This is a genomic window from Streptomyces aurantiacus, from assembly GCF_027107535.1.
Classification (GTDB): Bacteria; Actinomycetota; Actinomycetes; order Streptomycetales; family Streptomycetaceae; genus Streptomyces.
In genome coordinates, this window is the sequence record NZ_CP114283.1 from 9,012,323 (window position 1) to 9,025,418 (window position 13,096).

Genomic DNA, 13,096 nt, shown 5'->3' on the forward strand with positions numbered 1-13,096 from the left:
CCCCGCATCGCGCCCACCTCAGCCTTTCGGTTCCCTGGGAAGGCCGAGCACGCGCTCGGCGATGATCGTGCGCTGGATCTCGTCCGAGCCGCCGTAGACGGTGTCGGCACGGCTGAAGAGGAACAGGTGCTGGAGCGGGTCCAGTTCGTACGGCGCCGCGGCCGTCCAGTCCGCCGGTCCCACCGCCGCCCCCGCGCCCCGCACCCGCACGGCCAGTTCGCCGAGCCGCTGGTGCCACCGGCCCCACAGCAGCTTGGCCACACTGGGGGCGCCCCGGTCCGCCGAACTCCCCAGTGTCCGCAGGGCGTTCCACCGCATGGTGCGCAGTTCGGCCCACTGGCGCACGAGCAGGTCACGGACGACCGGGTCGTCCGCCGCGCCGGTGGCGACGGCCGCTTCCAGCACCTGACCCAACTCCTGGGCGAAGCCGATCTGCTGGGCGAGCGTGGAGACGCCCCGCTCGAAGCCGAGCAGGCTCATGGCGACCTGCCAGCCGTTCCCCTCTCCGCCGACGACGTGTTCCACGCGTGCGTGGGCCCCGTCGAAGAAGACCTCGTTGAACTCGCTGGTGCTGGTCATCTGCCGGATCGGGCGGACGTCGATCCGTCCCGGCTGGTCCATCGGCACGAGCAGGAAGCTCAGCCCGTGATGCCGTCGGGAGCCGGCCTCCGTCCGCGCCAGCACGAAGCACCAGTCGGCCTCGTGGGCGAGGGAGGTCCAGATCTTCTGCCCGGTGATGCGGTACATGCCCGCCTCGTCGTCCCGCACGGCCGCCGTACGGATCCCCGCGAGGTCCGAGCCGGCGCCGGGTTCGCTGTAGCCCTGGCACCAGAGTTCGTCACCTGCGGCGATCGGCGGCAGGAAGCGGGACTTCTGCTCCTCGCTGCCGTGCGCCAGGAGGGTGGGCGCGAGGAGGTTCTCACCGATGTGCCCGGTCCGGGCGGGGGCCCGGGAGCGGGCGTACTCCTCGGCCCAGGCGACCTGTTGTCCGAGGCCGGCCCGCCGGTTCCCGTACCCCTCCTCGGACCAGCCGATCCCGATCCACCCGGCCGCACCGAGCGTACGTTCCCACGCCCGGCGGTCCAGGCCGTCCGAGACGTTCTCCGCGAGCCACGACCGCACCTCGCCCCGAAACGCCACGTCCTCCGCGGTGACCCCGAACTCCATGTCCCCTCCGCCCACAACAGCGCCCCCACAGGGGCGCGGGGAACTGCGCGACCGGCTTCAGCCGGTACGCGCCCACCGACCGGCCCAGCCCCTGCCGCGTCCTCACCCGCCCTCCGCTGCGCGCGCCGCTCGCTTGGCGGCCCGCGCCATCTCCTCCACCTGCGCGAGCAGCGGCATGGGATCCACCCCGACCGTCCCCGGCAGGAAGTCCGCGATCCGCTCCGGCGTCCAGCCGCCCTCGGCGTATCCGGCACGGAGTTCCCTCGGCTGTGCCCACACCGCGATCTTCGGTCCGGCGATCGTGTAGACCTGCCCGGTGATCCCCTCCTCGCGGGCCCGTTCGGACAGCAGGTAGACGACGAGCGCGGCCACGTCCTCGGGCTCGCCGATCTCCTTCAGCTCCATGGGCACGTTCGCCGACATGCGCGTACGGGCGACCGGCGCGACCGCGTTCGCGGTGACCCCGTACTTGTGGAGCCCGAGCGCGGCGCTGCGGACGAGTGAGATGATCCCGCCCTTCGCCGCGCTGTAGTTGGCCTGCGAGACGGACCCCTGGTGGTTGCCGCTGGTGAACCCGATCAGCGTGCCCGACCCCTGCCTGCGCATCAGCGCCGAGGCGGCGCGGAACACGGTGAACGTGCCCTTCAGGTGCGTGGCGACCACGGGGTCCCACTCCTCCTCGGACATGTTGAACAGCATCCGCTCGCGCAGGATCCCGGCGACGCAGACGACTCCGTCGAGCCGCCCGTACGCCTCCACGGCCGTGTCGACGATCCGCTGTCCGCCCGCCATGGTGGAGATGTCGTCGCCCACCGCGATCGCGTCGCCGCCGGCCGCCTCGATCTCCTTGACCACGGCGTCGGCGACCGAACTCGTCGGCTCCGCACCCTCGATCGACACCCCGTAGTCGTTGACGACGACCTTCGCGCCCTCGGCCGCGGCCATCAGCGCCACCGCGCGTCCGATGCCCCGGCCCGCCCCGGTCACGGCGACGACCTTGCCTGCCAAGAAGTTCCCCACGCCCCGGCCCCTTCCCGCAGTTTCTGACGGTCCGTTAGATTCTCCCTGGATTCTACGACCCGTCAGATACCTGGAGACAAGCCCCGGGGAGGACTCATGTCACTGCCGGACGAGTTCCACGAGATCGCCAAGCGCGTGAACAACTGGGGGCGTTGGGGCGCCGAAGACGAGATCGGCACCCTGAACCTGATCACCGACGAGGTGGTCCGCGAGGCCGCCGCGACCGTCCGCTCGGGCCGCCGTGTGCCGCTCGCGCTCCCGCTGCGGCAGGACGGCGTGCAGACCGGGATGATCCCTGGCCGGGTCAATCCGCTGCACACGATGGTGCAGATCAACCAGGAGCTGTTCGGCCCCGGCACGGTCGCGTGCAGCGACGACGCCGTGACGATGGGCCTTCAGGCGGCCACCCACTGGGACGCGATCACCCACGTCTCGCACTCGGGGAAGATCTACAACGGCCGCCCGGCCGCCACCATCACGGCCCACGAGGGTGCCCGGTTCAGCGGCATCGACAAGCCCCGGCACATCGTCTCGCGCGGCGTCCTGCTGGACGTGGCCCGCGCGCTCGGCAAGGAGCGCCTCGACGGCGGGCACGCGGTGACCCCGGAGGACCTGGAGGCGGCCGAGGAGCTGAGCGGGACGAAGGTCCGCCCGGGCGACATCGTCCTCGTGCGCACCGGCCAGATGCAGCTCTGTCTCGCGGGGGACAACCACGGGTACGCCTTCCCCTCCCCCGGCCTGTCCGTCCGCACCCCGGAGTGGTTCCACGCCCGCGATGTCGCGGCGGTCGCGAACGACACCCTCACCTTTGAGATATTTCCGCCCGAAATAGAGGACCTTTGGCTGCCTGTCCACGCGCTCGACCTGGTCGAGATGGGCATGCTCCAGGGCCAGAACTGGAATCTCGAAGAGTTGTCCACAGCCTGTGGAGAAGTCGGACGCCATGCGTTCCTGCTGTCGGCGATGCCCGAACCGTTCGTCGGCGGCACGGGAACCCCCGTGGCACCGGTGGCGATCCTCTGAGAGGTCCGGGGGCCGGTTGGCGGCGCGTCTCCCCCATGTTCCGCCCCGCCCGGACGGGAGGATCCCCCCACCTCGCCCCGGGCGCGGCACCGCGCGCCGCCATCCGACTCTCCGGCGCGCCCGCCCTGCCCCTGGCCCCGCAGGAGCCGACGCCGAATCGCGACCCGCACTCGCCGAGGGCTCCCGTCACCGAAGTCCTCGGCGTCCCCTCGCGGCGAATCGCTGAACACAAGCGTGATCAAACGGACACGCCTCGTCAACACCTGCTCGGGGATTCACGCCTTACGCACCCTTTGTGCCGCCACGGGAGGAAGCACGGCCCGGCGCACTCGACAGCCCCGGACGTCCGGCCCGGGGTCCGTGCGACCCCTGCGCCAGCGGGCGCACCCGTGCCCGAGCGCCCGCTCCCGCGCGCTACACGGCCTCGAAGGCCAGATCGCCGTACGCCGCCGGAGCCGCGTCACAGGTCGTGGCGACCGCTGCCACCGACGAACAGCGGTCCACCTCGCACCAGATGCGCTTGCCCGCGCCCTCGGTGGTCCAGCCCCAGCGGTCGGCGAGGCCGTCGACCAGCGCGAGGCCGCGGCCGTTGGTCTCGTCGCCGTCCGCGCATCGCGGGCGCGGCGGCCGGGCACTGCCGTCGACCACTTCCAGCCGCACGGTCGCGACCGCCTCGCCCACCACCCGCTCGCCGACCGCCGGCACCGTCGCCGCACCCTGCAGCGACAGCCGCAGGACCGCGGGACGGCCGGTGTGCACCACGGCGTTGGTGACGAGTTCCGAGACGAGCAGGATCAACGTCTCGGCCAGCGGCTCATCGACCTCTATCCCGGACCTCGTGAGCCGCGAACGGGCCCACCTCCGGGCTCGCCCCACCTCCGCGGGGTCGGGCCGGATCTCCAGCTGCACTTGAAGCACCTGCACCGCTCACACCATCCGAACCGGCGGACACATCGCCTCGCGCCTCGCAAGGGCCACGATCGTGGTCAGAAAAGGGTTCACGGAACGTGATTCCCTCAGGAGACAGCATGGTTGACGTACAGTCACCCCAACAAGCGCTTCGGGCATATTCCAGCGCGAAGGAGTACGCGTGCGGCATACTGTGCGACGCTCGCCACGGGGAGTCGAACAGGCAGGAACGGTCCTGCTCCCTGCCTCGCGAGTGGCGCGCATCGCCGGATCCGGGGCTGCCTCAGGGGCAACACCGTGATGGCCCGGCCTCAGAACCACTCGCATCCCACACAAGGTACCGGAGCAGGGCGCCGACTCCAGGCCGTGACGAGTCACGCATAGGACACAACCCGATATCAACGCTCGGTAATTCCGGTATGCCACGTTCCGCGCCATCCGCCCCTTCGGCCCCGTTCCGGTGTGCCACGATCGGCGGCAATCACCTCCGGGAGTTCATCTACCGGGCTCCGCCGCGGCAGCCGCCAGCTCCTCCGCGAGCGCTTCCTCGGCCGCTGCGGCCCCCTGCCCCCGACGGGCCCGCGACCAGGCCCGTTTGAGGTGAAGGTGCACGTCGGACTCCCAGGTGAATCCCATGCCGCCGTGCACCTGGAGGCAGTCGCGGGCGCCGCGCTCGGCGGCCTCGTCCGCCAGCAGCCCGGCCGCCGCGATGTCGAGCGGATCGCCCGTCACGGACGCCCCGTAGACCGCCGCGCGCGTCAACTCCACGCGCACCAGCATCTCCGAGCACAGGTGCTTCACCGCCTGGAAGGCCCCGATCGGCTGCCCGAACTGCTCACGGGTCCGGGCGTGTTGCACGGCCAGCTCGCAGGTGCGCGCGGCCGAGCCGAGTTGCTCGGCGGCGGTCAGCAGTGCGGCCACCGGATCGGGGGGCGCGGCCCGGGGCACCCGGTGCAGTGGCGTCAGCGGGTCGGCCGAGCGCAGGGCGACCGCGCCCGTCACGTCTCCGCGTACGACGTCCGCCGTGTCCAGCCATTCGACGAGTGCGCCGTCGACGGCCGCGACGACGCATTCCCCGGTGGCCGCTCCCGGTACTTCGCCGGCCGCGAGGTGGGTGGCCACCAGCGGTCCGGGCAGCAGCACCCGGCCCGCCTCCTCGAAGGCCAGCACCGCCTCGGGGAGTCCCAGCCCGACCCCTCCCCGCGCCTCGGGCAGCCGCAGCGCGAAGAAGCCCGCCTCGCCCAACTCGCGCCACAGCGCGCGGTCGAGGACGCAGGAGCCCTCCCCGCTCTCGGCACCCGCGTCCCGGGGAGGGTCCACGGCGGCCCGGAGCCGCTCCCGTCCGAACCGCCGCTCCAGCAGCTCGCGCACGCCCGCCCGCAAGGCCCGCTGGTCGTCCGTGAGTTGGAAGTCCACCCGGTCACCGTCCCTTCGGGAGGCCCAGAATCCGTTCGGCCACGATGTTCCGCTGGATCTGCGAGGTGCCGGCCGCGATGGTGTACGAGAGCGACGACAGCCGGTCCGTCGTCCACTCCCTGCCGAGATCGAGCGCCTCGGGTCCGAGCACCTCCGCCGCCGCGTCGTACAGCTCCTGACGCGCCTGCGAGTACCGCAGCTTGAAGACCGAGCCGCCGACGCCCGGCACGCCGCCGGTCCGCTGCGACTCGCTCACGTTCCACTGGGTGAGCCGCCACAGCGCCCGGAACTCGGCGTTGAGCCTGCCGAGCCGGCGGCGCAGCGGTGTGTCGTCCCAGCGGCCGTTCTTCCGTGCCTCACGGGCGAGTTCGTCCAGGACGCGCCGGCAGGCCACCACCTCGCCGACGAAGGCGGTGCCGCGCTCGAACGACAGGGTCACCATGGTCACGCGCCAGCCGTCGTTCTCCTGGCCGACCCGGTTGGCGACGGGCACCCGCACGTCGTCGAGGAAGACCTCCGCGAACTCGGTGGAGCCCGCGAGGGTCCGCAGCGGGCGGACCGTGATGCCCGGGGCGTCCATCGGCATCGCGAGCCACGAGATCCCACGGTGCTTGGGCGCCTCGGGATCGGTGCGCACCAACAGCTCGCACCAGTCGGCGACTTCGGCGTGCGAGGTCCAGATCTTGGAGCCGTTCACCACGTAGTCGTCGCCGTCCCGGCGGGCGCGCGTGCGCAGCGCCGCGAGGTCGGAGCCGGCGTCCGGCTCGCTGAACCCCTGGCACCACACCTCCTGGCCGCGCAGCACGGGCGGCAGCCAGCGCGCCCGTTGTTCGGCGCTTCCCTCGGCCGCGATGGTGGGCCCGGCGTGCAGCAGCCCGACGAAGTTGGCCCCGACGTAGGGCGCACCCGCCTTCTCCGTCTCCTCCAGGAAGATCAGGTGCTGCGTCGGCGTGGCACCCCGCCCCCCGGCGTCGGCGGGCCAGTGGAGTCCCGCGTACCCGGCGTCGTACAGCGTCCGCTGCCATCCGAGGTCGTAGGCGCGTCTGCCGGGCCAGTCGTCGGGTGAGGGCTTCGGCGGCAGGCCGGGGAGTGTCTTCGCCAGCCACTGCCGCAGCCGTGCGCGGAACTCCTCCTCCTCGGCCGTGTACGAGAGGTCCATTACCGGGCGCGGTCGAGGTCGAGGTCGAGGCCGAGCATGCGGATGGCGTTGCCGCGCATCAGCTTGTAGACCGTCTCGTCGTCGAGGCCCTTCACGTGGTCGAGGGCGACCTCCTTGGTGTGCGGGAAGGTCGAGTCGACGTGCGGGTAGTCGGTCTCGAAGGTGGCGTTGTCCCGGCCCACGACGTCCAGTGAGGCGATGCCGTGCTTGTCGCGGAAGAAGCAGCAGAAGATCTGCCGGTAGTAGTAGGTGGACGGCGGCTCGGGGACGAGGTCCTTGACGCCGCCCCAGGCCCGGTGCTCCTCCCACACGTCGTCGGCTCGCTCCAGGGCGTACGGGATCCAGCCCATCTGCCCTTCGGAGTACGCCAGTTTGAGCCGGGGGAACTTGACCAGGACGCCGGAGAAGAGGAAGTCCATCATCGAGGCCATGGCGTTGTTGAAGCTCAGGGACGCCTGGACGGCGGGCGGCGCGTCGGGGGACGCGGCGGGCATCTGTGAGGACGACCCGATGTGCATGTTCACGACCGTGCCGGTCTCCTGGCAGACGGCGAAGAACGGATCCCAGTAGCCGGAGTGGATGGACGGCAGCCCGAGGTGGGTGGGGATCTCCGAGAAGGTGACGGCCCGCACGCCCCGGGCGGCGTTGTGCCTGATCTCGGCGACCGCGAGGTCGATGTCCCAGAGCGGGATGATGCACAGCGGGATGAGCCGGCCGCCGCTGTCGCCGCACCATTCCTCGACCATCCAGTCGTTGTAGGCGCGCACGCAGGCGAGGGCGACCTCTTTGTCGTGCGCCTCGGCGAAGGTCTGTCCGCAGAACCGCGGGAAGGTCGGGAAGCAGAGCGAGCCCTCGACGTGGTTCGCGTCCATGTCCTTCAGCCGCTCGGCCGGGTCCCAGCATCCTGGCCGCATCTCCTCGCGGGTGATGCCCTCCAGGGTCATCTCGTCCCGGTCGAAGCCGACGGCGGCGATGTTGCGCTTGTACGGGAACTTCAGGTCCTCGTAGATCCACCAGTCGGTCGGCGGGCCGTCCGGGTCCATCGTGATCCGGTACTTGCCGGCCACGTAGGCCAGCTCGCCGATGCCGGCCGTCAGCGGCTTGGGGCCACGGTCCCGGTACTTCTTCGGCAGCCAGGTCTCGAAGAGGTGCGCGGGCTCGATCACGTGGTCGTCGACGCTGATGATCCGAGGCAGTTCGGTCATGAGTCCAGCCCTCTCCGCGGCAAATCTGATGACCCGTCAGAAGGCAGGCTAGCTCCGCACCCCTGGACCGACAAGGCGCCGAGGCCTACGCTCTCCAGCCAATCTGACTACCCGTCAGCCATGAGGAGTACGGGCATGCCTACGGACACCGCACACACGCTGGGCGCCTCCCGCACGTTCTGGGAACTCGTCGAGCGCCGCGCCGCGCTCACCCCCGACCGCCCCGTCCTCCTCCAGGACGACCGCACCCTCACCTTCGGCGAGCTGCGCTCCGGCGCGGAGCGGACCGCGGCGGGCCTCCACGACAGGGGCGTGCGCCCCAAAAGCGTGGTCGCCTGGCAGTTGCCCACACGCATCGAGACGGTCGTGCTCGCGATGGCCCTGGCCCGGCTCGGAGCCGTCCAGTCACCGGTGATCCCCTTCTACCGCGACCGCGAGGTCGCCTTCGCGGTGCGGGAGTCCGGGGCCGCCCACTTCGCCGTACCGGGCCGGTGGCGCGGCTTCGACCACATCGCGATGGCGGAACGCGTCGGCGCACGGGGCGTCTTCGAGGCGTACGACTCCCTGCCCGAGGGGGACCCGTCCGTGCTGCCGCCGCCCCCGGCGAGCGGCACCGACGTGCGCTGGATCTACTGGACCTCCGGGACGACGTCCGACCCCAAGGGCGTGCTGCACACGGACCGCTCACTGATCGCCGGGGGCTCCTGCCTCGCCCACGCCCTGCACCTGAGGTCCGACGACGTCGGCTCGATCGCGTTCCCCTTCGCGCACATCGGCGGGCCCGACTACCTGGTGATGCTGCTGCTGTACGGGTTCCCGGCCGTCCTCTTCGAGAAGTTCGCGCTGCCGGAGTCCCTGGAGGGCTTCCGCAAGCACGGGGTGACGGTGGCGGGCGGTTCCACGGCGTTCTACTCGATGTTCCTCGCCGAGCAGCGCAAGCAGCCGGGCACCAGGCTCGTACCGACACTGCGGCTGCTGGCGGGCGGCGGGGCGCCCAAGCCTCCCGAGGTCCACCACGCCGTCGTACGCGAGATGGGGGTGCGGCTGACCCACGGGTACGGCATGACCGAGGTGCCGATGATCACCATGGGGTCTCCGGACGACTCCGAGGAGAACCTCGCGACGACCGAGGGGAAGCCCCCGGAGGGCATGGAGATCCGGATCGTGGAGGGGGAGGTCCGGCTGCGCGGGGAGGCCGTCTGCCGGGGATACCTGGACCCGGCGCAGACCGCGGAGGCCTTCGACGACGACGGGTTCCTGATCACGGGAGACCTCGGGCATCTCACCGGGAGCGGGCATCTCGTCCTGACGGGCCGCCTGAAGGACGTCATCATCCGCAAGGGCGAGAACATCTCCGCCAAGGAGATCGAGGACCTGCTGCACCGTCACCCCGCCGTCGGTGACGTCGCGGTGATCGGCCTGCCGGACCCCGAGCGCGGGGAGCGGGTGTGCGCGGTGGTCGAACAGCCCGCCGGAGTCCCGGCGCCGACCCTGGAGGACCTGTCGTCCTATCTGCGCGCGGAAGGGCTGTCCGTGCACAAGCTGCCGGAGCAACTGGAGGTGGTGGAAGCCCTTCCGCGCAACGAGACCCTGCGCAAAGTGCTCAAGTACCGGCTCAGGGAGCGCTACTCGGGCACCGTGAAGTAGCGGGCGAAGGCGCTCACGATCTCCGGCTCCGTGACGAGGCCGTCAGTGTCGGCGTCGAGCGCGCCGGCCGCGTCGGCGGCCGTCTCCCCGGGCACACCCAGCGCCTTGAGGATCCGCGCGGTCTCGTCGACCGTCACGGCACCGTCCCCGTCGCCGTCCGCCACGGCGAGCGTCGCGTCCAGGAAGGGGCGGGCGATCTCGGCGAACCGGTCGGGGTTGTCCCGCAGCCGCTTCACCGCGCCGCCCACGAACTCCTCGCGGGTGATCCGCTGGTCGCCGTCACGGTCCGCTATGCCCGCCATGCCCTGCCAGAAGGCCTCCGCGCCGATGTAGAGGGCCTGGCCCTTGTCGGACCGGGCCGTCGTGCCGAACTCGGCGAGCAGCGCCTTCGTCGCCGCGTTGAAGTCCTCACGGTCGATATAGCCGTTGCCGTCCTGGTCGAAGGTGGCGAACCGGGCGGCGATCTTTCGCTCGTACTCGGTGCTGACCATGTCTTTTCGGGCCGCCTTACATCACGTGGGTACGTCTGGCAGGGAGCGTACGACGCCCGGCCCCCTCGGGGAGCGGGAAAACGACGCTTGTGCCAAGACCGGGGGAAATCCGCGACAACGGCGTCGCGGCGTCACAGGATGATCTTCCCCCTGTGCGGCGGGAATCACGCGGACAGCGAGCTCGACTCGTCCCCGACGGCGGCATCGACGTCGGGGTACACGTCGAAGAGGCGGCGCACACCGAGGGCGCCGAGAACCCGGTTGACGTGGGAGCCGTCCACCGCGCCCTGCGCGGGCAGGATCAGACGCAGGCGTCCCTGACAGGAGCGGATCAGGCGGCGGGTGGCGATCAAAACCCCGACGCCGCTGGAGTCGCAGAACAGGACCTCGGACAGATCGAGGACGACGTCCCGCCGTCCGTCGGCCACCGCCTCGTGCATCCGTTGCCGCAGCACCGGCGACGTCACGAGATCCATCTCGCCCGAGACCCGCACCACGGCCCAGCCGCGCTCGTCGCCTTCGGTCACCCTGAGCGTCACGCGTCTGTCCCTCGCTCGACGATGTCGGACCCGGACGGCCCGACACGGCCGGACCCGGAGACGGAAGCGGAGGGCCTTCCTTCGCTTCCCTGGAGCGTGGCTGCCCCACCCTCACTCCATGAAACACGGAATGCCGAACCGAAGCGTCCTCCGGAAGGCCAGTTTCGGTCGGGACCGCTCCCGCCCGATCGGGCCTGATCAGGACAAGTCCGGATAGACGTACGCACAGCGTGAGGACGTGCGCGCACAGTGTGATCAGGGCACTACCATCCATGCCCTCTCCAGGGGCGCGCATTGCCACAAAGGGGCGTGCGTCGCCCGAGGTGCCGACTACATTCGGGAGGAGGCCGGAGAGGAGAATCCGGTGGGCACAGGGACAGGCGCAGGGGACGAGCAAGGGGTGAGGGGGCCGCATGGCCAGGAAGGACGCGCCGCCCCGCTGGGACCGCAAGATGCAGCAGCGGCTCGCACGTGGGGAGGCCGCCGCGCTCGGCGAGCTCTACGACCGTTTCGCTTCGCTCGTGCACGGTCTCGCCCATCGCGTGCTCGGGGACGAGCGCGCGGCCGACGGCATCACGCGCGAGGTCTTCGCCCACGTCTGGGAGAACCCCGAGTCGTACGACCCCAAGCAGGGCCCCCTGCGTTCCTGGGTCGCCACGCTGACCCACCGCCTCGCCGTGCAACTCCTGCGCACCACCGAGACGGCCGCACTCGCCCGCGGCGGAACGGACGGCCCGGGCAGCACGGACGGCACGGACGGCACGGACGGCACGGAGGAGCTGGAGCGCAAGGTCCGCCGCGCCTCGGTGGCCGCCCGCGCCGACTACATCGTCACGTCCATGCCCACGCCGCTGCGGGCCGCCCTGGACCTCGCCTACTTCCAGCGCCGCGACTACCGCCAGACCGCCGCCGACCTGGGTGTCACCGAGGACGAGGCCCGCCGCCGCCTGCGCCTGGGCCTCCAACTGCTGTCCACGGCCCACGACACCGGTCCCCCGGGGACACCCGCCGGTCACGGGGGTGCCCGGTGAACAGCGCCGACCCCTTCGGGGCGTACGACCGGGACGGCTTCGGCGACCGGCCGGACCCGCGGGAGGACGACGGCCGGGCGGGCCCCCGCGACGACACACCGCCGGGGCCGGACCGCACCCCCGGCGGCCCGCGAGACCCCGCGAACCCGCGGGGCGGGAGCGACGGCAACCCCGACGAACCGCCGCGCATACCCATGCCGCGCGCCTCCGTCGAGGACACGGGCCTGCCCCTGCCGGCCCACTCCCCCACGCCCCTCGTCCTCGAACACCGGGTCCTGAAGGCCCTGCTCGGCGCCTGGGCACTGGCGGCCTGCTCCCCGGAGGAGACGGCCGCCGTCGAGGAACACCTCGGCGACTGCGGTGCCTGCGCGGACGAGGCCCTGCGCCTGCGCGAGGCGGTGGGCCTCCTGCACCCGCCGGAGAGCCTCGACCTCGACCCGACCCTGCGCACCCGGGTGCTGGAGGGCTGCCTGGGCCGCCGCCCGCCCCGGATTCCGGTCCCCTCCTGGGCGACTCCGTACGACGCGGAAACGGCCCGGCTGGACGCCCTGCTCCAGGACATCGGCGACGCGGAGTGGCACGCCCCGGTGCGGCTGCGCTGGTTCGAGGGCGACGAACCGACGAGCCGGCGCACCACCGTCGCCGGAGTGATCGCCCACCTGCTGACCGTGGACGGCCTCGTCGCCCTCGCCCTCGGCCTGGACGACCCCCTGGAAACCACCGCGGACACGCCCACGCCCTCGGCCCGCACCGAGGCCTTCTGGCGTGCCGCCCACTTCCCGCCCACCCGTTCCGTACGCGGCCCGTGGCGCGAGCAGGCCCACAACCTCGTCCGTACGGTGGCCTTCACGGCCGGGGGTGCCTCCCGCCCGGGCGAGGACGGGCGGGGCGGCTCCGGCGGGCTGCCCGTCCCGTACGGCGACTTCGAACTCCCCCTGCGGGACTCGATGCTGGACCGCGCCTTCGAGACCTGGGTCCACGCGGGAGACATCGCGGACGCGGTCGACTACCCCTACGAGCCGCCCTCGCCCCGCAATCTGCACGCGATGATCGACCTGGGTGCCCGGATGCTCCCCATGACCCTGGCCGCCCGCCGCCAGGCAGGTCTCGCGGCCCCCGGCCCGGCCCGTCACCTCGTCCCGGCCGGCACCCCCGGCCGCTGTCTGCGCCTGGAGATCGAGGGACTGGGCGGCGGCGAGTGGTTCATCCCCCTCGACTCGCCCGGCGCGTCGGCCTCCCCCGACCACGAGGTGGCCCACGTGGCCCTGGACGGCGTCGAGTTCTGCCAGCTGGCAGCGGGCCACGTATCTCCTCGGGAGGCGGCGGCGGGCCAGGTGGGGGACCGGGACGCGATCAGCGACGTCCTCTTCGCCGCGGCGTCACTGAGCCGCATGTAGCCACGACCGAAACCCACCCCAGCCCCGCAGCCACCGGCCACCGGCCACCGGCCACCGGCCACCGAACAACGGGAGCACCCGAGCCCCCACAC

General features: G+C 71.9%; 12 protein-coding genes. 4 read left to right on the forward strand and 8 right to left on the reverse strand.

The window, feature by feature from the left end; genetic code table 11:
- Positions 1-18: 18 nt before the first annotated feature.
- Positions 19-1,167 (reverse strand): acyl-CoA dehydrogenase family protein, encoded by a 1,149-nt coding sequence (locus tag O1Q96_RS41700; protein ID WP_269253046.1) that lies wholly within the window; start codon positions 1,165-1,167, stop codon positions 19-21.
- 102 nt (positions 1,168-1,269) lie between these two features.
- The gene (locus O1Q96_RS41705) at positions 1,270-2,187 is read right to left on the reverse strand and encodes an SDR family NAD(P)-dependent oxidoreductase (protein ID WP_269253047.1); all 918 of its coding nucleotides are present in this window, start codon (positions 2,185-2,187) and stop codon (positions 1,270-1,272) included.
- A 96-nt stretch (positions 2,188-2,283) separates the two neighbouring features.
- Here O1Q96_RS41705 and O1Q96_RS41710 point away from each other — a divergent pair, with 96 nt between their 5' ends.
- Positions 2,284-3,210 (forward strand): cyclase family protein, encoded by a 927-nt coding sequence (locus tag O1Q96_RS41710; protein WP_269253048.1) that lies wholly within the window; start codon positions 2,284-2,286, stop codon positions 3,208-3,210.
- 414 nt (positions 3,211-3,624) lie between these two features.
- Here the strand turns inward: O1Q96_RS41710 and O1Q96_RS41715 are convergent, their stop codons facing one another.
- The 4 genes from O1Q96_RS41715 to O1Q96_RS41730 all read right to left on the reverse strand — a co-directional run bounded on the left by O1Q96_RS41715 (position 3,625) and on the right by O1Q96_RS41730 (position 7,899).
- Positions 3,625-4,119, reverse strand: coding sequence for an ATP-binding protein (locus tag O1Q96_RS41715; protein WP_269253941.1), 495 nt, complete (start codon positions 4,117-4,119; stop codon positions 3,625-3,627).
- Between the two features lie 495 nt (positions 4,120-4,614).
- Positions 4,615-5,535 (reverse strand): acyl-CoA dehydrogenase family protein, encoded by a 921-nt coding sequence (locus O1Q96_RS41720; protein WP_269253049.1) that lies wholly within the window; start codon positions 5,533-5,535, stop codon positions 4,615-4,617.
- Positions 5,536-5,539: 4 nt separating this feature from the next.
- Positions 5,540-6,694 (reverse strand): acyl-CoA dehydrogenase, encoded by a 1,155-nt coding sequence (locus O1Q96_RS41725; RefSeq protein WP_269253050.1) that lies wholly within the window; start codon positions 6,692-6,694, stop codon positions 5,540-5,542.
- Entirely contained in the window at positions 6,694-7,899 is a 1,206-nt protein-coding gene (locus O1Q96_RS41730) for an amidohydrolase family protein (RefSeq protein ID WP_269253051.1), read from the reverse strand. Before O1Q96_RS41730 ends, O1Q96_RS41725 begins: the two co-directional genes overlap by 1 nt.
- Positions 7,900-8,034: 135 nt before the next feature.
- Here O1Q96_RS41730 and O1Q96_RS41735 point away from each other — a divergent pair, with 135 nt between their 5' ends.
- Positions 8,035-9,546 (forward strand): class I adenylate-forming enzyme family protein, encoded by a 1,512-nt coding sequence (locus O1Q96_RS41735; protein WP_269253052.1) that lies wholly within the window; start codon positions 8,035-8,037, stop codon positions 9,544-9,546.
- Here the strand turns inward: O1Q96_RS41735 and O1Q96_RS41740 are convergent.
- Together O1Q96_RS41740 and O1Q96_RS41745 are read right to left on the reverse strand one after the other, a co-directional pair.
- Positions 9,525-10,037, reverse strand: coding sequence for an EF-hand domain-containing protein (locus O1Q96_RS41740; protein ID WP_269253053.1), 513 nt, complete (start codon positions 10,035-10,037; stop codon positions 9,525-9,527). The two genes, O1Q96_RS41735 and O1Q96_RS41740, sit on opposite strands and share 22 nt — an antisense overlap.
- Before the next feature lie 164 nt (positions 10,038-10,201).
- Entirely contained in the window at positions 10,202-10,576 is a 375-nt protein-coding gene (locus O1Q96_RS41745; protein ID WP_269253054.1) for an STAS domain-containing protein, read from the reverse strand.
- Between the two features lie 413 nt (positions 10,577-10,989).
- Between O1Q96_RS41745 and O1Q96_RS41750 the strand changes: the two genes are divergently transcribed.
- Together O1Q96_RS41750 and O1Q96_RS41755 are read left to right on the forward strand one after the other, a co-directional pair.
- Positions 10,990-11,607, forward strand: coding sequence for a sigma-70 family RNA polymerase sigma factor (locus O1Q96_RS41750; protein ID WP_269253055.1), 618 nt, complete (start codon positions 10,990-10,992; stop codon positions 11,605-11,607).
- Entirely contained in the window at positions 11,604-13,004 is a 1,401-nt protein-coding gene (locus tag O1Q96_RS41755) for a zf-HC2 domain-containing protein (protein ID WP_269253056.1), read from the forward strand. The genes O1Q96_RS41750 and O1Q96_RS41755 overlap by 4 nt, the downstream gene beginning before the upstream one ends.
- The last annotated feature ends 92 nt before the right edge of the window (positions 13,005-13,096 follow it).

Coding starts and splice junctions, on each gene's coding strand:
- O1Q96_RS41700 (WP_269253046.1), bottom strand. CDS start 1,167: ATGGAGTTCGGGGTCACCGCGGAGGACGTGGCGTTTCGGGGCGAGGTG.
- O1Q96_RS41710 (WP_269253048.1), top strand. CDS start 2,284: ATGTCACTGCCGGACGAGTTCCACGAGATCGCCAAGCGCGTGAACAAC.
- O1Q96_RS41725 (WP_269253050.1), bottom strand. CDS start 6,694: ATGGACCTCTCGTACACGGCCGAGGAGGAGGAGTTCCGCGCACGGCTG.
- O1Q96_RS41730 (WP_269253051.1), bottom strand. CDS start 7,899: ATGACCGAACTGCCTCGGATCATCAGCGTCGACGACCACGTGATCGAG.
- O1Q96_RS41735 (WP_269253052.1), top strand. CDS start 8,035: ATGCCTACGGACACCGCACACACGCTGGGCGCCTCCCGCACGTTCTGG.
- O1Q96_RS41740 (WP_269253053.1), bottom strand. CDS start 10,037: ATGGTCAGCACCGAGTACGAGCGAAAGATCGCCGCCCGGTTCGCCACC.
- O1Q96_RS41750 (WP_269253055.1), top strand. CDS start 10,990: ATGGCCAGGAAGGACGCGCCGCCCCGCTGGGACCGCAAGATGCAGCAG.